17 protein-coding genes are annotated in these 19,010 nt (G+C 59.8%); 14 read left to right on the top strand and 3 right to left on the bottom strand.

Annotated features, from left to right (window positions below; genetic code table 11):
- Positions 1-23: 23 nt before the first annotated feature.
- The 4 genes from AC5I5B_RS10310 to AC5I5B_RS10295 are packed head-to-tail and all read left to right on the top strand — an operon-like array spanning position 24 to position 3,353.
- Entirely contained in the window at positions 24-1,055 is a 1,032-nt protein-coding gene (locus AC5I5B_RS10310; protein WP_111793850.1) for an ABC transporter substrate-binding protein, read from the top strand.
- Positions 1,052-2,080, top strand: a complete 1,029-nt coding sequence (locus tag AC5I5B_RS10305; protein WP_111793851.1) for a FecCD family ABC transporter permease — start codon at positions 1,052-1,054, stop codon at positions 2,078-2,080. The genes AC5I5B_RS10310 and AC5I5B_RS10305 overlap by 4 nt, the downstream gene beginning before the upstream one ends.
- Positions 2,077-2,877 (top strand): ABC transporter ATP-binding protein, encoded by an 801-nt coding sequence (locus AC5I5B_RS10300; RefSeq protein ID WP_099087199.1) that lies wholly within the window; start codon positions 2,077-2,079, stop codon positions 2,875-2,877. The genes AC5I5B_RS10305 and AC5I5B_RS10300 overlap by 4 nt, the downstream gene beginning before the upstream one ends.
- Positions 2,874-3,353 carry a pseudoazurin gene (locus AC5I5B_RS10295; RefSeq protein ID WP_111833846.1) on the top strand — a complete coding sequence of 160 codons (480 nt, stop codon included), beginning with the start codon at positions 2,874-2,876 and terminating at the stop codon, positions 3,351-3,353. Before AC5I5B_RS10300 ends, AC5I5B_RS10295 begins: the two co-directional genes overlap by 4 nt.
- 39 nt (positions 3,354-3,392) lie before the next feature.
- On the opposite strand, the gene AC5I5B_RS10290 is transcribed toward AC5I5B_RS10295, so the two are convergent.
- A complete protein-coding gene (locus tag AC5I5B_RS10290; RefSeq protein ID WP_060726925.1) occupies positions 3,393-4,217 on the bottom strand; it encodes a class I SAM-dependent methyltransferase in 825 nt (274 codons plus the stop codon).
- Between the two features lie 113 nt (positions 4,218-4,330).
- On the opposite strand from AC5I5B_RS10290, the gene AC5I5B_RS10285 reads away from it, so the two are divergent.
- The 10 genes from AC5I5B_RS10285 to AC5I5B_RS10240 all read left to right on the top strand — a co-directional run bounded on the left by AC5I5B_RS10285 (position 4,331) and on the right by AC5I5B_RS10240 (position 17,288).
- Complete coding sequence (locus AC5I5B_RS10285; protein WP_003506807.1) at positions 4,331-5,464, top strand: ABC transporter substrate-binding protein; 1,134 nt, start codon at positions 4,331-4,333, stop codon at positions 5,462-5,464.
- Between the two features lie 96 nt (positions 5,465-5,560).
- Positions 5,561-6,700: an ABC transporter substrate-binding protein gene (locus AC5I5B_RS10280; RefSeq protein WP_111817661.1), complete on the top strand. Its 1,140-nt coding sequence runs from the start codon at positions 5,561-5,563 to the stop codon at positions 6,698-6,700.
- On the top strand, positions 6,697-7,764 hold the full coding sequence (locus tag AC5I5B_RS10275; protein WP_003506805.1) for a FecCD family ABC transporter permease: 1,068 nt from the start codon (positions 6,697-6,699) through the stop codon (positions 7,762-7,764). Before AC5I5B_RS10280 ends, AC5I5B_RS10275 begins: the two co-directional genes overlap by 4 nt.
- On the top strand, positions 7,758-8,510 hold the full coding sequence (locus tag AC5I5B_RS10270; protein ID WP_003506804.1) for an ABC transporter ATP-binding protein: 753 nt from the start codon (positions 7,758-7,760) through the stop codon (positions 8,508-8,510). The genes AC5I5B_RS10275 and AC5I5B_RS10270 overlap by 7 nt, the downstream gene beginning before the upstream one ends.
- Positions 8,511-8,716: 206 nt before the next feature.
- Positions 8,717-9,217, top strand: coding sequence for an RNA polymerase sigma factor (locus AC5I5B_RS10265; RefSeq protein WP_003506803.1), 501 nt, complete (start codon positions 8,717-8,719; stop codon positions 9,215-9,217).
- Positions 9,218-9,328: 111 nt separating this feature from the next.
- On the top strand, positions 9,329-10,324 hold the full coding sequence (locus AC5I5B_RS10260; RefSeq protein ID WP_111833845.1) for a FecR family protein: 996 nt from the start codon (positions 9,329-9,331) through the stop codon (positions 10,322-10,324).
- A gap of 149 nt (positions 10,325-10,473) precedes the next feature.
- Complete coding sequence (locus AC5I5B_RS10255) at positions 10,474-13,266, top strand: TonB-dependent receptor (protein ID WP_112958583.1); 2,793 nt, start codon at positions 10,474-10,476, stop codon at positions 13,264-13,266.
- A 104-nt stretch (positions 13,267-13,370) separates the two neighbouring features.
- Complete coding sequence (locus tag AC5I5B_RS10250) at positions 13,371-14,126, top strand: hypothetical protein (protein WP_003506796.1); 756 nt, start codon at positions 13,371-13,373, stop codon at positions 14,124-14,126.
- Between the two features lie 14 nt (positions 14,127-14,140).
- Complete coding sequence (locus AC5I5B_RS10245) at positions 14,141-15,988, top strand: type I secretion system permease/ATPase (RefSeq protein ID WP_111797143.1); 1,848 nt, start codon at positions 14,141-14,143, stop codon at positions 15,986-15,988.
- Positions 15,975-17,288 carry an HlyD family type I secretion periplasmic adaptor subunit gene (locus AC5I5B_RS10240; RefSeq protein ID WP_003506792.1) on the top strand — a complete coding sequence of 438 codons (1,314 nt, stop codon included), beginning with the start codon at positions 15,975-15,977 and terminating at the stop codon, positions 17,286-17,288. Before AC5I5B_RS10245 ends, AC5I5B_RS10240 begins: the two co-directional genes overlap by 14 nt.
- A gap of 24 nt (positions 17,289-17,312) precedes the next feature.
- Here the strand turns inward: AC5I5B_RS10240 and AC5I5B_RS10235 are convergent, their stop codons facing one another.
- Together AC5I5B_RS10235 and AC5I5B_RS10230 are read right to left on the bottom strand one after the other, a co-directional pair.
- Positions 17,313-18,233 (bottom strand): SMP-30/gluconolactonase/LRE family protein, encoded by a 921-nt coding sequence (locus AC5I5B_RS10235; RefSeq protein ID WP_162691101.1) that lies wholly within the window; start codon positions 18,231-18,233, stop codon positions 17,313-17,315.
- 33 nt (positions 18,234-18,266) lie between these two features.
- Entirely contained in the window at positions 18,267-18,980 is a 714-nt protein-coding gene (locus AC5I5B_RS10230; RefSeq protein ID WP_020808676.1) for a GntR family transcriptional regulator, read from the bottom strand.
- Between the last annotated feature and the right edge of the window lie 30 nt (positions 18,981-19,010).

Here is a 19,010-nt window from a genome sequence, read left to right as displayed (position 1 = left end):
TTTTACTTTCGACTGGAGAACACATGTTTCGTTCTAGACGCCTGCCGGTCCATGCCGGCTTTCTGGCCGCCGCGTTTGCGGTTTTGCCTCTTGCCAACGCTAACGCTGCCGAAACCACTTACCCCCTGACGATCAACAGCTGCGGTCAGGAGATCACCTTCAAGCAGGCTCCCGCCCGCACCGTATCCGTCGGCCAGAGCACGACCGAGGTTCTTTATCTGCTCGGGGTTGCTGACAAGGTGGTCGGCACGGCGCTGTGGATCGGCCCGGTTCTGAAGGGCTACGAGGAGGCCAATGCCAAGGTCGAGCGACTGGCCGATAATGATCCGAGCTTTGAGGCGGTTGTCGGCAAGAGGCCTGACCTCGTGACGACGCAGTTCCAGTGGCAGATCGGCCCTGAAGGCGTCGTCGGAACGCCGGTGCAATTCGCCGAACTCGGCATTCCCGTCTATACCTCGCCTGCCGATTGCATCGGCAAGGATAATTCCGGCGGTGGCGACGGCGTGCGCAACACCGGCTTCACCATGGATCTGATCTATCAGGAAATCCGCGATCTCGCCAAAATCTTCAACGTGCAGGATCGCGGCGAGGAAGTCGTTGCCGATCTGAAGAAGCGTGAGGAAGCCGCCCGCACCAAGATCGCCTCGGCAAATGGCAAGCTTTCCGCCGTCTTCTGGTTCTCCAGCGCCGAGCTGGATATCGACCCCTATGTGGCCGGCCGCAACGGCGCGCCCGGTTACATCATGTCCGCACTGGGCTTAAAGAATGTCATCGAAAGCGATGAGGAATGGCCGACCGTCGGCTGGGAAACCATCGCCAAGGCAAATCCGTCCGTCATCGTCGCCGGCAAGATGGACCGCCGTCGCTTCCCGGCTGACGATGTCGCCGTCAAGCTGAAGTTCCTCGCCAGCGATCCCGTGGCCAGCATCATGCCCGCCGTCAAGCAAGGTCATGTGTTCGAAATGGATGCGCAGGCGATGAACCCGACCATTCGCACCATTGAAGGCATCGAAACGCTGGCTGAAGCGATTTCGGCTGCCGGCCTCGCCAAGTGAACAGTCTTTCCGTCCATTTCGGCAGGGTGGGACTGGCTTTCGCCGCGCTCGCCCTGCTGCTCGTCGCGCTGATGGCCGGAGCGGCCATCGGCGAGACCGCCATTCCCTTTGACGTCGTGGCGAAAACTATCGCCAACCGTGTTTTCCATGCGGGTTATCCGTTGGAGCCGCTGGATGAGGGCATTGTCTGGAGTTATCGCCTCAGCCGCGCCGTTGTCGCCGCCTGCTGCGGGGCTTCGCTGGCGCTCGCCGGGGCGGTGCTGCAATCGCTTCTGCGCAACCCGCTTGCCGATCCCTATATTCTCGGCATTTCCGCCGGCGCCTCCACCGGTGCCGTCGCTGTCGCGCTTCTGGGTTTTGGCGCGGGTTTCCTGACGATGCCGGCCGGCGCGCTCATCGGTGCTTTTGTGGCCTTTTCTCTGGTCAGCCTTCTCGCGGTGCGGGCGGGACATGGCAACAGCGCCATCATTCTGGCGGGGGTGGCCGGGTCGCAGCTGTTCAACGCCATGACCTCTTTCATCGTCACCAAATCCGCCAATGCGGAACAGGCGCGCGGCATTATGTTCTGGCTGCTCGGCAACCTCTCGGGCGTGCGCTGGCCGGATGTCTGGCTGGCGCTGCCGGTCAGCCTTGCGGGTCTTGCTGTGTGTCTCTGGTATGCCCGGGCGCTGGATGCCTTTGCCTTCGGCGGTCAAGCCGCCGCTTCACTCGGTATCCCGGTGCGGTGGGTCTATGCGGTGCTGATCTCGGTTTCGGCAATCATGACGGCCGCGATGGTGTCGCTGGTCGGCTCCATCGGTTTCGTCGGGCTCGTCATTCCCCATGCCGCGCGCATCTTCGTCGGCGTTCGCCATGGCATCTTGCTGCCGGTGACGGCACTGACCGGTGCGGTTTTCATGATAGTCGCGGATATTCTCTCGCGCATCGTCATTCCGGGGCAGGTGCTGCCCATCGGCGTCATCACCGCGCTGGTCGGCGCGCCCGCCTTCGCCTTCATCCTGGGGCAAAAGAGGGCGCGGTCATGAAGTTATCCGCCCACGGCCTGCATTTCCATGCCGGCAATATCGATATCGTGCGCGGCGTTTCGCTCAATGTCGGTTCCGGGGAGTTTCTGGGCATCATCGGCCCGAATGGTTCCGGCAAGAGCACGCTGCTTTCCATGCTGGCGGGAATTCGCAAACCACGCCGGGGGCACGTTACGCTTGGCGAGGAGCCGCTTGCCTCGCTGGGACGCCGCGATCTTGCCCGCCGGCTTGCCTTCGTGGAGCAACAGGCTGAAACCACCGAGCGCATCACCGCACGGCAGGCCGTGGAGCTTGGACGCACGCCCTATCTCGGGCCGCTTTCCGCTTGGTCACAGAATGACGACGCCATTGTTGATGCGGCACTTGCCAATGTCGACATGGCCGACAAGGCGGAGCGCAACTGGCATCATCTTTCCGGCGGCGAACGCCAGCGCCTGCACATTGCCCGCGCATTGACGCAGGAGCCGCATATCCTGCTGCTGGACGAACCGACCAATCACCTTGACATAGGCCACCAGATCGGCCTGCTCGATCTGGTGCGCCGGCAGGGTCTGACCGTCGTTGCGGCGCTGCACGATCTCAATCACGCCGCCATGTTCTGCGACCGCGTCGCCATCATGCATCGGGGTGAGATGATCGCGGTCGGCCCGCCGCGGGACGTTCTGACACCGGCGACAATAGCCGAGGTTTTCGGAGTCGAATGTGTCGTCACCACGGACGAGGGCGGCTTTTCCCATATTCGTTTTCTGCCGGCCCATGGGCGGGCCGAGCACCCAAGGAAAGTATTGGCACGATGATGATGTTGACGATGCTCGCAAACGCCGCTGCAAAGACCAGACTCTTTTACGCCGCTGCCGCAATTGCCGTGACGGTCACGGGCTTTCCGCTTCAGGCTTCAGCCGAGACCTTCGAGGTGAAAATGCTGAACCGGGGCGAAAAGGGCCCGATGGTATTCGAGCCCGATTTTCTCGAAATCGCGCCCGGCGACCGCGTACGCTTTGTGCCCACTCACAAGAGCCACAATGCCGCGACCATCGATGGCATGGTTCCGGAAGGTGTCGAAGGGTTCAAAAGCCGGATCAATGACGAGTTCGAGACCGGGTTCGAAAAGCCGGGCTTTTACGGCATAAAATGCTCGCCGCATTACGGCATGGGCATGGTCATGCTGATCAAGGTGGGCGATGCGACCCTGCCGCAGAGCTACAGGACGGTGGACGTGCCGGGTCGCGCCAAACCACGGTTCGACGATCTTTTCGAGCAGGCGGAAAAATAAAGCGATGTCGGAGGCCCAGCTGCGGCGGTTGATGCCGCCTCAGCTTTTGCCAGTAACATCCGGCTTCACCGCACATACCGCATAACGATGCTGCAGCCCGCGCAGGACGCCTTTTAGAAGGCTGAAGTTTTTCGCCTGGGCGCGGTGAATGGCCTGAAGTTCCTGATCGATCGCGACAGGTTCGAAACCGGTCGTGCGCAACAGCGCCGCGACATCGCCGGCCCTTGCGCCCTTCGAAAAATAGACCCGCGAGAGGATGCTGTTGAAGGTATTTTCCGGGTCCGCCGGCTTGTGCGGCTGGTCCGGTTTAATGAGGCCGATGTTTTCGAGGCTGGCCGCCAGTTTCTTCACCAGCTTTTCGCGCCAGCCGGTATTCACGAAATCGCCGTCAACGATCAGAAGCCGCCCGCCGGGTTTCAAGACACGGAACCATTCGGCAAAACTCGCCTGTGGGTCCACCAGCGTCCAGACCAGATGACGGGTGATGATGACGTCGGCGCTTTCATCCGGCTCCATGGTGTTTTCGGCATCGCCGACGAAAAAGCGGATGTTGCGTCCACGTTTTTTCGCTTTTTCCCGGGCAAGGGCCAGCATCGTTTCCGACCAGTCCATGCCGGTAACCTGAAAACCGAGATCGTCCATCAGGTGTGAGATGACGCCGGTGCCGCTGGCGAGATCAAGCGCCTTGCGGCCCTCTCCGCGGCCCAGATGTTTCAGGATAAGCGCGTGCCAGGCTGCACGCTCGTCTTCGGAGAAAATTTCATGCCCGGGCGAAAGGTCGAAAGTCGCGGCGCGGCCGGACCAATAGGATTTGATTTCGTCTCTCAGACTGTCGTTTTTGCCGTATTGGATGGTATCGATCATCGGTGTTCAACTCATGTACCGGTCAGTTAAGAATGGCTCTAAAACATAAATGTTGACTAGTACAGTCAGAAAATAATACAGCCGCGCCAGTCAACACTGGAGAGCAATATCCGATGCGCATCTCAGCCAAATCTGCGGCACTTGCCCTTGGCCTTCTCGTATCCGCCGCATGGCCGGCATTCGCCGAAAAGGTCACCGTCAAGGATGTGACGGGCCGCGATGTCGAGGTCAATGTGCCCGTATCGCACGTCATCCTCGGCGAAGGTCGCCAGATTTATTTCCTGGCTGCGCTCGACAAGGAAAACCCTTTCCAGCACGTCGTTGGCTGGCGCGACGATCTGGCGAAAGCTGATCCGGAAACCTATGCCGCCTATCTCGCCAAATATCCCGAGGTTGCCAAGCTGCCCACTTTCGGCGGCATGAAGGACGGCACCTTCGACATCGAGCAGGCCGTTTCGCTGAAGCCTGACGTGATCCTGATGAATATCGACGCCAAGACGGCGACCGAAGAAGCAGGCTATATCGAAAAGCTCGCCAAGGTCGGCATTCCGCTGGTTTACGTCGATTTCCGCGAAAAGCCGATGGAAAATACCGAGCCGAGCATGCGCCTCATGGGCCAGCTGACCGGCAAGGAAAAGATCGCCGAGGACTTCATCAAGTTCCGCGCCGACTCCATCGCCAAGGTCACCGATACGCTTGAAAAAGCCAATCCGAAGAAGCCTGTCGTGTTCATGGAGCGCGCCGGCGGTTACTCCGACGATTGCTGCATGTCTTTCGGCAACGAGAATTTCGGCAAGATGGTGGAGCTTGCCGGCGGCATCAACATGGCCAAGGACATCATTCCCGGCACCTTCGGCAACGTCAATCCGGAACAGATCATCGCCTCCAACCCGGAGCAGGTCATCATCACCGGCGGCAACTGGAACGGTTATGTGCCGGGCGGCAACTGGGTCGGCGTCGGTTATGGCGCGGATCTGAAGGAAGCGCATCGCAAGCTTGAAAACCTGACCAAGCGCCCGGCTTTCACCGGTGTGCAGGCGGTGAAGGACGGCAATGTCCACGCCATCTGGCATCAGTTCTACAACAATCCCTACCAGTTCGTGGCCATTCAGGAAATCGCCAAGTGGCTGCATCCCGACCTCTTTAAGGATCTGGACCCCGAGGCGACCTTCAAGGAGCTGCATGCCCGCTTCCTGCCGCTCGACTACAAGCCCGGCTACTTCGTTTCGCTGAAGGACGCCAAGTAATACAGGGACGGTGAAGGGGAGCGCCGTCCGACCGATGGATAAAGCCGCAGCCATGCGGCTTTATCGCTTTGTTTTGGAACTCAATGAGGACTTCTCATGCGGCTCAACGCTCTCAGGCATCTTGCGGTGCTGGCCTTCTCCCTTCTCGCCGTGACGGCTCGTGCCGGGGAAATCACCGATGTCACCGGGCGCAAGGTTGAGCTGGACCTGCCAGCCAAGCGCGTTATCGTTGGTGAAGCCCGTCAGGTGCACGTCATCGCGGCGCTCAAGGGCGAGCAGACCTTTGATACCATCGTCGGCTGGCGTGACGACCTTCTCAAGAAGGATCCCGACAGTTATGCCGCCTATGTCGAGCGTTTTCCGCAGATCGAGAAACTGCTGCGTTTCGGTTATGTGCCGCAGGGCGATTTCAGCCTGGAAACCGCCATCACCCTTTCGCCGGATGTGATCACCCTCAATCTGGAAGCGGAGAAGTCCGCGAAGGAAAGTGGTTTCGAAGAAAAGGCCGCCGCCGCCGGTATCAAGATCATCTATCTCGATTTCCGCATCGATCCTGAAAAGAACAGCGAAGCCTCGGTCGAGATTCTCGGCAAGCTGTTTGGCGCCGAAGAGCGCGCGAGGGAATTCATTGCCTACCGCCGTGCTGAAATCGCCCGCGTGACCGATCGGCTAGCAAGCGTCAAGGACCTGAAGCGCCCGAACGTCTTCATCGAACGTGCGCCCGGCATTTCCGGCGAAAACAATTGCTGCCGCACTTTCGGGCCAGTCAATTTCGGTGCGATGGTCGATCTTGCCGGCGGCCACAATATTGCCGACGGCATCATCAATACGACGTTCGGCGATCTCAATCCAGAGCAGCTCGTCGTTGCCGATCCGGACCATGTCATCGTCACAGGCTCCAACTGGGCGGCCGAATCCGACATCAACCAGTTCGTTCCTGTCGGCCGCGGCGCGGATATGACCCTTTCCCGCGATAGGCTCGCCAACCTGATGAAGCGCACGCCGTTTCCTGAACTGAAGGCCGTGAAGGAAGGCAATGTCCACGCCGTCTGGCATCAGTTCTATGGCGCGCCTTACGAGTTCTTCCCGATCCAGCAATTCGCCAAGTGGTTCCATCCCGATCTCTTCGCCGATCTCGATCCCGAAAAGAATTTTGAGGAGTTTCACCGCAAATTCCTTCCCGTCACCTACAAGCCGGGCTATTTCGCCTCGCTGGAAAAAGGTTTGAACCAATGAGTTCGCTGAATGAAAGCGCGGTTGGCATCAGTGGGCGCGATCAATATCGCGCCCTTGCCGCGCGCAGGATCATCATCCTCTTCGGGCTTTTTATCGCCCTGTGTTTCAGCATGGCCGCCGACATGGCGCTCGGCCCGGCGCGCTACACGCTCTCCGAGGTTCTGGCGACCATTGCCGATCCGGCTGCCGTCGGAAACCAGCTCCGGGTGGTGATCTGGGATATCCGCATGCCGATCGCACTGATGGCAGTCACTGTCGGCGCGTCGCTTTCGGTTGCGGGCGCACAGATGCAGACCATCCTGTCTAACCCGCTTGCCAGCCCCTTCACGCTCGGCATTTCCGCCGCGGCAAGTTTTGGTGCGGCGCTGGCGCTGGTTGGCGGCGTGGCGATCTTTCCGGGCGCGGTGCATTACATGGTGCCTATCAATGCTTTCATCATGGCCATGGTCGCGGCCCTCTTCATCCATTTCGCCTCGACGCTTCGCGGGGTGACGGTTGAAACCATCGTGCTGCTCGGCATCGCGCTGGTGTTCACTTTCAATGCGGCGCTGTCGCTGCTTGAATATCTGGCGTCTGAACAGGCGCTTGCCGCCGTGGTTTTCTGGACCATGGGCAGCCTGACCAAGGCGACCTGGGACAAGGTCTATATCACGGCCGCCATCCTCCTCGTCACCGTGCCGATGTTCATGCGCAATGCCTGGGCGCTGACGGCGCTGAGGCTGGGTGACGACAAGGCGGCCAGCATGGGCATCAATGTCCGGCGGCTGCGGTTGACGACCATGCTGACGGTCAGCCTTCTGGCGGCCATTCCGGTTTCTTTTGTCGGCACCATCGGTTTCGTCGGGCTGGTCGGTCCGCACATCGCCCGCATGGTTGTTGGCGAAGACCAGCGTTTCTTCCTGCCCGGCTCGGTGATCTGCGGCGCGCTGCTTCTGTCGGCAACCTCGGTCATCAGCAAGATCCTCATTCCCGGTGCCATCCTGCCGATCGGTGTCATCACCGCGCTTGTCGGCGTACCCTTCTTCTTCGCGCTTATTTTCGGCAACAGGAGACGCGCATGGTAGCGCTCGCACTGAGAGATGTCGGCGCCGCCTATGGGCGCATCACTGTACTCTCCAAGGTCGGCATCGATACGCTGGAAAGCGGTAGTGTTACGGCCGTAATCGGCCCGAATGCCGCCGGCAAGTCCACGCTTTTCAAACGCATCGCCAGCCTGATTTCTGGTCCCGGTCTGGTCGAGCTCTCGGACACGGCGCGTGGCAACCGCGCCATCTGCTATATGCCGCAGGATACCGGTGCGAACGCCGTGCTGACTGTCTATGAATCCGTGCTTCTTTCCGCCAAGCAGGGCGGCGGCTGGCGGGTTCACGATGACGAGCTGTTCGAGATCGACGCCATTCTCAAGGCGCTGAAAATCCACGATCTGGCTTTCCGCGGCCTCGGCGAGCTATCCGGTGGCCAGCGGCAGCTTGTTTCGCTGGCGCAGGCGCTGGCCCGCAAGCCGGAGGTGCTGTTGATGGATGAGCCTACCTCCGCGCTCGATCTCCATCGGCAGATTGAAGTTCTGGGCTTCGTTACCGATCTGGCGCAGAAGACCGGCATGATCGTGCTGATCGCCCTGCATGACCTCAACCATGCGCTTCGTTATTGCGAAAATACGATGGTGATCGCGCGCGGTGAAATGGTGGTGAGCGGCAGTACCGAAGCGGTGATAACCCCTGAAATGCTGCGCGATATCTATCGCATCGATGCCCGTATCGAGCCCTGCTCGCAGGGCAGACCCATGGTCATCGTCGACGGGGCCATCTGACAGGTCAAGACCCGGCCGCATCCGTTGCCGGGTCCGCTTGCCGACGGGGGCTTGGATTCGCAGCCTGCACAAATTCTTGATGATAAAAGTCATGAAATATCTGTTCGAGCCGCGGTTTGGATGCTAGAGCTTTGAACGGCAAAACTGCGCGGCCATTCGGGGGACGGCGGGTTTGGTCGATCCCTCAAATTTCTCTCGGTTGAGACATGGGCATACGGGAAGATGACAAGCGTTATAACGCTTACGTCGCGCATAGGGTCGACCTGATCAAATATGCCACCCTCATTCTGGGGTCGCGGGCGGATGCGGAGGACGTGGTTCAGGAAGCATTCCTGAAATTCGTTCCCGAGGCCTCCGGCAATCCTTCCAATCTCAAATCCTATCTTTTCCGCATCGTTCGCAATCTTGCACTCGACAATATCAGGCGCAGCCGCCAGGACCTGAGGGAACGGCCGGACGATACGCCGTTCTGGGGCATGCCGCAGGACAGTGGTACGCCGGAGGAGCACGCGCTTTTCTGCGACGAAGTCCGGCAGATGCGGACTATTTTGGCCGGCCTGCCGGTTCAGGCAAGGGTGGCATTGGAAATGCACAGATTCGGTGGTTACAATATGGAGGAGATTGCGCGTCACCTCGGCGTGTCCGTGGCCAGCGCGCACCGTCTGATCAAGGGCAGCATTGCCGCGATTACCAAAGAAATGAAGTAAATTGTCCTGATTGTCCCGCCCTGTGAAAAAAAACTCTTCGTCAAACGTCTTTATAGCAATGAAGAAGACGACGCTTCTCCTCCGCCCCCCAAAAGGAACTGGCCCGGTTCAATGACCATTGATCCAGAGAAAAAAATTGAACTGCCGGCCGGGAAGGCGGAAGAGGCGGCTGACTGGCTGCTGCGTTTGCAGTCGGGCTCAGCCGAACCGCGGCTGAAGGCGGAATTTGAAAAATGGCTGGCGGCTGCGCCCGCAAACCGTCTCGCCTGGGAACGAACATGCAAGACGTGGCGGAACCTCGGTCTGGTAGAGCCGGAATTCAAGAGCCTCTGGGAAGACGCGCCACATCTGCCGGGTGAGGCCGCGACAAAGCCGCAGCGGCGGCGCTGGTCCGTGCGGCATTATGCCGGCGCGGCCGCAGCGGCAGCATCGCTCTGTCTTGCGATGCTGTTCGTTCCAGCATTTTTCGTTCGCCTGGAGGCTGATTATCAGACCACCACCGCTGAAAACCGCACGATAACGCTGGAAGACGGCAGCAAGGTGCAGCTTGCGGCGGCGAGCGCGCTTTCAACGGATTTCACGGATGGCCGTCGCAATGTGACGGTGCTGAAGGGTGAAGCTTTTTTCGATGTCGTGCCGGACAAAACCCGTCCCTTTGTCGTGAAGGCAAAAAGCCTGACCGTTCAGGTGCTGGGCACGGCTTTTGACGTCGACCTGACGGATGGAGTGACGCAAGTGGCGCTGGCGCATGGTTCCGTGGAAGCGTCCTTCCGCAATGCGCCGTCAACGCGGCTCGTGCCGGGCGAGATGCTGATCATCGATGCTTCCGGCGCGATCCGCAAAGAGACTGTTTCCGTCGAGGATATTGGCGGCTGGCGCAACGGTGAACTCTACGTGGTCGATGCGACGATAGGCTCGGTCGTGGAGCAGATCCAGCGCTACCATCCGGCATGGCTGACGATGGCCGACAAGCGGCTTGCCGAACAGAGGGTGACGGGTTTTTACGATCTGCGCGACCCGGATCGCGCGCTGGAGGCGCTCGTGGAACCCTACAAGGGCAAGGTGCATGCGATCGGCGGCAGCGCCCGCATCATCACCCGTTTCTGAAACACTTCGAAACAAAAAATCATATTTATTTTCAGTAATTTATAAAATTTCTCCCGAAAGTCTGAAAAAAATCGACGAGGCAATCGTCTTTTTGTTGAGTAATCCGGTCAAGATATATCCGGAGCGAAAGACAGGAAGACGAAAGCAATATGCGCCTCCAGACATGCAAGACCGGTTCAGAGGAAAAAGCGGCAAAGCAGGCGCGCAGGGGCGTGCTGCTGGCGACAACGGCGATCGCCGTTTCATTCGCCGCGCCTATTTTTGCTCAGACCGGGACTGACACCGCAAATTCTCAGCGCCCCGGTGGTGAGCAGGGGGCAACGCGGCCATTCAATATTCCCGCCCAGTCACTATCCTCCGTCGTGGGCGCTTTCGGGCGTCAATCCGGCCTTCAGGTCACGCTTGCCACCCCGTCTGCCGGCAATGTGCGCACCAATGCCGTCACTGGCAGTTTCACGGTACGGGATGCGCTGTCGCGGTTGCTGGCGGGAACGGGGGTCAATTTCCGCATCACCGGAAACGGCAGAACCGTCATCATCGGCACGGGGCAATCGACCGTCGATCTCTCGGGGACGGAGGGGACGACGGTTCTCGAAACCATTACCGTGACCGGCAAAACCGGGCGTAATTCCATTGCCGGCTCCGGTTATCAGGGCACGCCCGACTGGGTTTATGAAACGCCTGCCAGCGTCAGCGTGGTTGGCCGTGAGGCGATCCAGTCGGCCGGCGTGCGCAACACGCGCGATGTTTTCAACCGGGTTTCGGGCGTTTATGCCGGCGAAGGCAATGGTAGTTTCCCAACCGTTTCGCCCAATGTGCGCGGTTTGCAGGAAAGCGGCCGCGTGGTCGTCTCCATTGATGGTGCGCGGCAGAATGCGCAGCGTGGTGCGGCTTTCGGCGGCGCGACGAGCTACACCGCAAGCGCCGGGCAGGGTTATGTCGATGTTGCTTTCATCCGTGCCGTCGAAATCGAGAAAATAACCAATGCGCGCTCAGGCAATGCCGGCTCTCTGGGTGGCAAGGTCGAGTTCCGCACCGTCAGCGCCGATGATCTGATTGCCGCAGGTGAGAACAAGGGTGGGGAAGTGAATGTTTCCCGCGGCACCAATGGCTATGATTTTCAGGGCTCGGTTCTCGGCGCCGTCCGCTCGCCGGATGGTCCTCTTTCCTTCGTCGCCGGCTACAGCCGCACGATCATGGATGAATACAAGATCGGAACAAAGGGTGAGGCCCGAAGCACCGCGCTGACGATGAAAGACCTGCTCGGCCGCGATGGCTGGTCCACCTTTTTCAAGGGTGAAGGCGACTTCGGCGACGTGAAGGCCTCGCTTTCCTGGATGCATCAGGAGAATGATTTCGTTCAGGGCGCGTCCACGGTGATCGACCGGGAAAGCGTGCGAAACGACAGCGTTGTTGCGAAGCTGGACTGGGACCCGGAGAGCGAGCTCATCGACTTCAAATCGTCGCTGTGGCTGAACGATAATATGACGCATGAACTTCGTGCGGCGCGCAATAAACTCGATGGAAGCGCTGGCTATGCTTCTGAAACCAATCTCGACATGGGCCTGCGCAGCTTCGGCGGTAGTCTGGAAAATACCAGTCGTTTCGACACGGTGGCGGGTGCACTCAGCCTGAATTATGGAGCGGAAGCCTTCCGGGACATCGCTACCTCCGTGGCCACGAGTGCCACAATCGTGCAAAATCCCGCTTATGCCAGCAGTTACACGGCTTTCAGTCCCGCTGGAAGGCGCGATGTCGCAAGTCTGTTTTTAAACGGGGAATTGGAGCCGGCGGATTGGATCACGCTCAGCGGCGGTGTGCGTTATGATTGGTCGCGCCTGAAAGGGTCAGCGACTTATTACAGCACCCGCAGCTATCTCATCGACACGTCTGTTGCTTGCGATCCCGTTCGTAACCACTATACGGCTCTAGACTATTTCAATCGGGTCTTTCTTCCGGCAAATCCGAGCTGGGCGACACGTTATGCGCTTTATCTCGCGCGTGCCTGGCCCAACGCCTCGGCGGGCTGCATGCCGGGAACCGGTACAACCACGCCGCCGATACCCGTCACCGAATACCCTGAGCACAATGTCGATATCGATCGCACCTACAGCGACTGGCTCCCCTCGGCCACCATCGAACTGAAATCCGTCGACTGGTTCCGCCCCTATGTGAGCTATTCCCAGAGCCTGCGTCCGCCGACAATTCTCGAGGCATTTTTCGCCGGTGCGCGTCCGGGCGATAGCGCCGGATACGAATACGCTCCGAACCAGGCCCTGCGCGCCGAAAAAGCGACGACCTATGAAATCGGTGCGAATATCAGCTTCGATGGCGTGCTGCTGGACGACGATTCCATCCGCATCAAAATGGCCGCCTTTCGCCGGGAGGTGAAGGACTACATCGCTCTCGGTTATCTCGTCACGGATCAGGTCCTCGACCGCACCTATACCAGCTTCATCAATCTTGATGGCACGACCTATATGCGCGGGCTTGAATTTGAGGGCAATTACGATGCCCGCAGTTTCTGGATCGGCGGCTCGGCGACGTTTCTGAAGACGGAATGGCCTGAAAAGACACAGGTTTTCTCCAACAGCACTACCACGACAACGGGTGAGATCGTCGCCTGGCCCGGCGATGTCGCGCCCAAGGTGAAGCTGACGCTCGATGGCGGCATGCGTTTCTTCGATGAGAAATTCTCGCTGGGCGCAAGGCTCAACCACGTCACGCCAACGCAGTCGCGCACGCTCGATACGGAGGGCAATCTGCGTGAGGTGACCGATCCCTACACGACGGTGGATCTCTACGGTTCCTATGCCTTCAACGACAAGGCCACGCTTCGCTTCGCCGTCAACAACCTGACGGACCGCAAATATATCCCGGCAGCCAGCGCCTACACGGCGCCGGGCCGTATCTTTATCGCGACGATGAACGTGAAGTTCTGAAGCGTGGAAGAAATTCTCCGGGCTGGGTTGCAGCCCGTCCCGGAGATGAAACGCCTTCGCTACAGGACGAAGGTACCTCTATTGGCCAGCAAAGGAGTACACCTATGGCTACCACAATTCAACTGACGCAGTCTTCCTCCGACCTGATCGGTTACCTCAACGGTTGGACGAGCGGTTTCGGTTCGACCTATGGTGCGTTCTACGACGCTCAGACCAGCTCTCTCGCCACCACCACCATCGATCCGAACACGACCTATGAGGCGTGGGGCGATGGCAGCTCCGGCGGCAAGGGCATCGTCATGAGCGGCGCTCTGCAGTACTCCCAGGGCAACCTGACGGGTTCGGTCGACAGCATCGTTCTCGGCACCGGCTACAGCCAGTCCACCAGCGGCATCGCCGTCAGCCAGCAGGAACTGCTGATCGATCCCGACAGCGCCTACTCGCTCGCCGGCGCGCGCGATCTTCTCGATCTCGCGGTTTACCAGCTTGCCCGCTTCGGTTCGCTGGCCGGCTTCTATGATTATTTTGCGGCCACCGGCACGGTGATCGAGGACACGGCTGCCTCCAACACCCTGACCGGCTTTGCCGGCGCGGATACCTTCGTATTCTCCGGCGGTAATGATGTCGTGCAGGCCGGCCCAACCGGAACCTACGGCTATCAGGATGGCACGGATACGCTCGATGTTTCCGCCTGGGGCGCAACTTCGGTGGACGATTTGTTGTGGTATAATGATAACGGAAATGCCGTTATCCTTTCTGCAGCAGACACTTCCGTCTCCATCACGCTGAATGGCGTTGATGCAAATGTGCTCGATGCATCGGACTTCATTTTTGCCAACGCATCGGCGCTTGCCGCGTAAAGGAAAAACAGGCTGTGGGCTTTCAAAACCACCAGCAGACGCCGCCGCAGTCCCTCACTGCGGCGGTTGTTTCGCCCCTTAAAAGCACGTTTCTCGGCGTCGCGCTCGTCAGTGGCGTGGTCAACATACTCGCGCTGACGTCGCCGCTCTTCATGCTGCAGGTCTATGACAGGGTGCTGGCAAGCGGTAGCCTGCCGACACTGGTCGGGCTCGCTCTTCTCGCACTTGGCCTTTATGGCTTTCAATGCCTGCTCGATATCATCCGCGCGCGTGTCCTGATCCGTATCGGCGAAGACTTTGATATGCGCCACTCCGGCAGGGTGCATGATGCGGTGGTGCGCCTGCCGCTCGTCAATCGCATGCCGGGCGATGGTCTGCAGCCGTTGCGCGATCTCGACAATGTGCGTGGTTTTCTGTCCGGCACGGGGCCGACGGCGTTTTTTGATCTGCCGTGGATGCCGCTTTATCTCGGCATATGTTTTCTGTTTCATTTCTGGATCGGCGTTACGGCCCTTGCCGGCGCGATACTGCTCGTCTCCCTTACGATCCTTACCAATATTTTCTCCCAGAAGCCGATCCGCGACACCATGGTGGAAAACATGGCCCGCAACCGGCAGCTGGAGGCCTCGCGCCGTAACGCCGAAGTAGTGCAGGCCATGGGGCTGGGTGGTCGGCTTGGCAAACGTTGGCAGAATTCCAACGAGGCCTATCTCGCCGCCAATCGCAAGGCGGGTGATGTGGCCGGCGGTCTAGGCAATATTGCAAAATCCCTTCGGGTGGTGCTTCAATCGGCCATTCTTGCTGTTGGGGCATGGCTTGTCATCAACCAGGAAGCCTCCGGCGGCGTGATGATCGCCAGTTCGATCATGATGGGTCGGGCCTTGGCGCCCGTTGATCTTGCCATCTCCAACTGGAAGTCCTTCGTGGCCGCCCGCCAGAGCTGGGCGCGGCTGAGGGAGCTTTTCGCGCAGATGCCGGCCAATGCCGCCGCCATGGCGCTGCCGAAGCCTGAAAAGGAATTGCGGGTCGAAAACGTCACCATCGTTCCGCCGGGAGAGAGAAAGCCGACGGTCACCGGGCTCGGTTTTGTCGTGAGCGCTGGAAACGCGCTCGGCGTTATCGGCCCCTCCGGCTCGGGTAAATCCACGCTTTCGCGCATTCTCGCCGGCGCGTGGATGCCGGCTGCCGGCAAGGTACGACTGGACGGCGCAAGTTTCGATCAGTGGGACCGGGAAACGCTCGGCCGCCATATAGGTTATCTGCCGCAGGGCGTTGAACTGTTCGACGGCACGATCGGTGAAAATATCTCCCGTTTCGAGGATAATCCCGATCCCGAGGCCATCATCGCGGCGGCCAGGGCTGCCGGCGCGCATGAGCTGATCCTGCGTTTCGAAAAGGGTTATGACAGCGATATCGGCGAGGCGGGTTCGGCGCTTTCCGCCGGGCAGCGCCAGCGCATCGGTCTTGCCCGGGCTCTTTATGGTGATCCCTTCATCGTCGTGCTGGACGAGCCGAACGCCAATCTCGATGCGGAAGGCGAAGCCGCCGTGGTGAAGTCGATTTCTTCGGTCAAGGCGCGGGGCGGTATCGCCGTCGTCGTCGCCCACCGGCCGAGCGCCATCGGTGCCGTCGATTTCATTCTGATGATGGAAGAGGGACGGATGAAGGCCTTCGGCCCGCGCGACGAGGTGTTGTCGAAGGTGCTGCGCGCTCCGCAGGCGCAGACAGCCAAGGGATTTACCGCATCCGCCCAGACGGTCTCGCCGCTGCGCGTCGTCGCCAATACCCAGCCTCAGGTTGCTGTGTTGGAAGAGGTCCGTGAAGAAAGCAGCCAGGAAGGAGATGCGGATGTCAAACATTGATCAGCGCAGCCATGTGTCCCACTCCATCCGCAAACATCTTCTTGCCGGTCTTGCCACTGGCGTTGTGCTGCTGGGTGGTGTCGGCGGGTGGGCCGCGACGACCAATCTTGCCGGCGCGGTGGTTGCCTCCGGCCATCTGGTGGTGGATTCCTACAGCAAGAAGGTGCAGCACCCGAGCGGCGGTGTCGTCGGTGAAATTCTGGTGAACGAGGGCGACAGGGTGAAGGCCGGCGATGTGGTCATGCGCCTCGACGCTACCCAGACCCGCGCCAATCTCGCCATCGTCACCAAACGTCTGGATGAGTTGAATGCGAGGATGGCAAGGCTGGAGGCCGAGCGTGACGATCTGCCGGAACTCGTCTTTCCGCAGACTCTCATCGTGCGAAAGGACGATCCCGATGTCGCCTCCGCCATGCGCAGTGAAACCAAGTTGTTCGAATTCCGCAAATCTTACCGCGAAGGGCGGAAAGCGCAGCTTTCGGAACGCATCACCCAATTCGAACATGAGATCGAAGGGCTAAAGGCGCAGGAAGTCGCCTATGATAACGGCCTTGCCGTGCTGGAGGCTGAAATCACCTCGCAGAAATCCCTGCGCGAACAGGGTGTCGTGTCCGTGCAGCGGCTGAACAGCCTGCAGACACAGGCCGCGACATTCGGCGGTGAGCGCGGCGAAAAAATCGCCTATCAGGCGCAGACGGCGGGGCGCATCACCGAAACCAGGCTGCAAATCCTGCAGATCGATCAGGAATTACGAACCGAGGTCGGTCGGGAACTGCGCGAGATACAGGCCCAGATGGGGGAATTCGTCGAGCGCAAGGTCGCCGCCGAAGATCAGCTGAAGCGCATCGATATCGTCGCGCCGCAATCCGGCATGGTGCATGAAATGGCCGTGCATACCGTGGGCGGCGTGGTGACCCCGGCCGATCCGATCATGCTCATCGTCCCTGACGGTGACGAGCTGGCGCTGGAGGTGCAGATCGTTCCGAAGGATATTGATCAGCTGCAGGTGGGGCAAAAGGCGATGTTGCGCATGACTGCCTTCAACCAGCGGGTCACGCCGGAACTGGAAGGCCATGTCAGCCGCATTGCGGCTGACATCACCACCGATCAGCGTAGCGGCCTCTCCTATTATCTGGCACGAATTTCCGTACCGGTCTCCGAGCGGCAGAAGCTGAACAATGCGCCGCTGGTGCCGGGCATGCCGGCCGAGGCCTTCATTCAGACCAGCGAAAGGACGGCGCTGTCCTATATCGCCAAGCCGCTGACGGACCAGATCAGCCGCGCCTTCCGGGAGGAATAGGAATTCGAACCCGGCTTCCGGGCGTTATCCATCGTCGCCAAAACGGAAGCCGGCGAACCCTTTTGTCTGTGTCGGGATCGCCCAGACGCCGCCCGAAAATGGTGCTTTGTTCAGCCGGTCCTCGGACATGTTGTGGCGGTGTGATGTCAGGAACAGGATATTGAAATCGGGCCCTCCGAAGCAAGGCATGGTGGGGTGCGGGACAGGGGCCGCGATGACCTCCGCCTGCTTGCCGTCGGGCGTGAAAACGTTCAGCAGACCGGCGGAAACGCCTGCGCTGTAATAAGTGCCGTTGTTATCGAGACAGCCGCCATCGGGTCTTCCTGTCTCTTCCGTCATCTGGGCCACCAGCACGCCTTCATCGAACCTGCCGTTACTGCTGTCGAATTTTCGCCGTCGTATCCATTTCTGGACGGAATCGCTCTGCCACATGATCGATCCGTCCTGGGAGAAGGCCAGCCCATTGGGGCATGTCAGCCCGGTCTGCATGCGTTCGGCGCTCTTTTCGGTGATCCGCCAAAGTTCGCCATATGGCTGCATGTCCGGGAGCGGCACATTGTGCATGGTTCCCACCCAGAAAGCGCCGTCGGGGCCGACCCGTCCGTCGTTCAGCCGGCAGGGGATGCCTTCCGGTGCCGGAATGGAATGGAGAAGGCGCGTTTTGCCGCTATCCGGATCGAGGATGATAATATCCATGCCGCAGGCGACGATAAGATCGCCGTTCTGACAAAGCCCGAGGCTCGATACCGTGTGCGGGAACGACCATTCGCGATAGAAGCCCGGCTCAAGCGCTGCAGACCGCACCGTTCTGCCGAGGATGTCACACCAGAAAAGCACCTGTCGCCGTTCGTCCCAAACAGGAGATTCCGCAAGTGTGCTCATCGTGTCGCAAAGAAGTTTCGCCTGTGACATGGCAAGCGTTTGTCCGGGATTTGCCGTATTCATGATGCTCGAACCGTTGAAAAAGATGCCGCAGAATTATTCGAAATAGTCCTGATGGTTCTCGAAAACCTGCGAAAGAATGCCGAGGACGCGCCTTAAGTGCTTGCGCAAATCGTCGGCCGCACGGGCTTCGTCCCCGGCCTTGATCGCGTCGTAAACCGCCTCGTGTTCGGAGAGCAGGCGTGCCATATGCGCCTCGTCGGTGATGGCGAGTGCACGCAGGCGATCCAGCCCCGCCTTTTCGCGGATCAGCAGCGTTTCCAGTCTCTCAAGACCCGTCGCAGCGGCAAGCGCGCTGTGGAACTGGTCATCATGCACGCGGAAAGCCTTTCTGTCTCCGCGGCGCATGGCTGCACGCTGGCCATTCAGGGCGTGTTCGATCTCCAGCTCGGCTTCCGCCGTCAGGCCGATCTGGCAAAGCCTGCTAACCGCTGCAACCTCCAAGGCCTCGCGGATGAATTGCGCGCTGCGAATGTTCTTTTCCGATAATCTCGAAACATAGGTCCCGCGGCTTGGCAGGGTGACGATCAGGCCGTCATCCCGCAGGCGGCTCAGCGCTTCGCGCACCGGCGTTCGGCTGGAACTGAAGGATTGCCCGATTTCGTTTTCCGAAACCGCCTGGCCGGGAAAAAGCTCCCGCGAAAGGATGGCCGATTTCAGCGCGGAATAGATCTGGTCAACGACCGGACGGTGAAGGTCCAGTCGTTCCATCGTCGGCACGGTGCCACCTGTTACGGGAATTTTCGGCATATACCCTCCAGCGTTTTCATAACCGGTATA

The sequence above is a fragment of the Agrobacterium sp. genome, assembly GCF_059499945.1.
This window is presented reverse-complemented; position numbering and strand designations above follow the sequence as displayed.

What these genes read in the sequence shown, in the direction of transcription:
- AC5I5B_RS10265 (WP_003506803.1), top strand. Translation starts at nt 8,717, where the DNA reads ATGGGCATACGGGAAGATGACAAGCGTTATAACGCTTACGTCGCGCAT.
- AC5I5B_RS10280 (WP_111817661.1), top strand. Translation starts at nt 5,561, where the DNA reads ATGCGGCTCAACGCTCTCAGGCATCTTGCGGTGCTGGCCTTCTCCCTT.
- AC5I5B_RS10290 (WP_060726925.1), bottom strand. Translation starts at nt 4,217, where the DNA reads ATGATCGATACCATCCAATACGGCAAAAACGACAGTCTGAGAGACGAA.
- AC5I5B_RS10310 (WP_111793850.1), top strand. Translation starts at nt 24, where the DNA reads ATGTTTCGTTCTAGACGCCTGCCGGTCCATGCCGGCTTTCTGGCCGCC.
- AC5I5B_RS10270 (WP_003506804.1), top strand. Translation starts at nt 7,758, where the DNA reads ATGGTAGCGCTCGCACTGAGAGATGTCGGCGCCGCCTATGGGCGCATC.
- AC5I5B_RS10300 (WP_099087199.1), top strand. Translation starts at nt 2,077, where the DNA reads ATGAAGTTATCCGCCCACGGCCTGCATTTCCATGCCGGCAATATCGAT.
- AC5I5B_RS10240 (WP_003506792.1), top strand. Translation starts at nt 15,975, where the DNA reads ATGTCAAACATTGATCAGCGCAGCCATGTGTCCCACTCCATCCGCAAA.
- AC5I5B_RS10255 (WP_112958583.1), top strand. Translation starts at nt 10,474, where the DNA reads ATGCGCCTCCAGACATGCAAGACCGGTTCAGAGGAAAAAGCGGCAAAG.
- AC5I5B_RS10285 (WP_003506807.1), top strand. Translation starts at nt 4,331, where the DNA reads ATGCGCATCTCAGCCAAATCTGCGGCACTTGCCCTTGGCCTTCTCGTA.
- AC5I5B_RS10250 (WP_003506796.1), top strand. Translation starts at nt 13,371, where the DNA reads ATGGCTACCACAATTCAACTGACGCAGTCTTCCTCCGACCTGATCGGT.
- AC5I5B_RS10295 (WP_111833846.1), top strand. Translation starts at nt 2,874, where the DNA reads ATGATGATGTTGACGATGCTCGCAAACGCCGCTGCAAAGACCAGACTC.
- AC5I5B_RS10235 (WP_162691101.1), bottom strand. Translation starts at nt 18,233, where the DNA reads ATGAATACGGCAAATCCCGGACAAACGCTTGCCATGTCACAGGCGAAA.
- AC5I5B_RS10260 (WP_111833845.1), top strand. Translation starts at nt 9,329, where the DNA reads ATGACCATTGATCCAGAGAAAAAAATTGAACTGCCGGCCGGGAAGGCG.
- AC5I5B_RS10230 (WP_020808676.1), bottom strand. Translation starts at nt 18,980, where the DNA reads ATGCCGAAAATTCCCGTAACAGGTGGCACCGTGCCGACGATGGAACGA.
- AC5I5B_RS10275 (WP_003506805.1), top strand. Translation starts at nt 6,697, where the DNA reads ATGAGTTCGCTGAATGAAAGCGCGGTTGGCATCAGTGGGCGCGATCAA.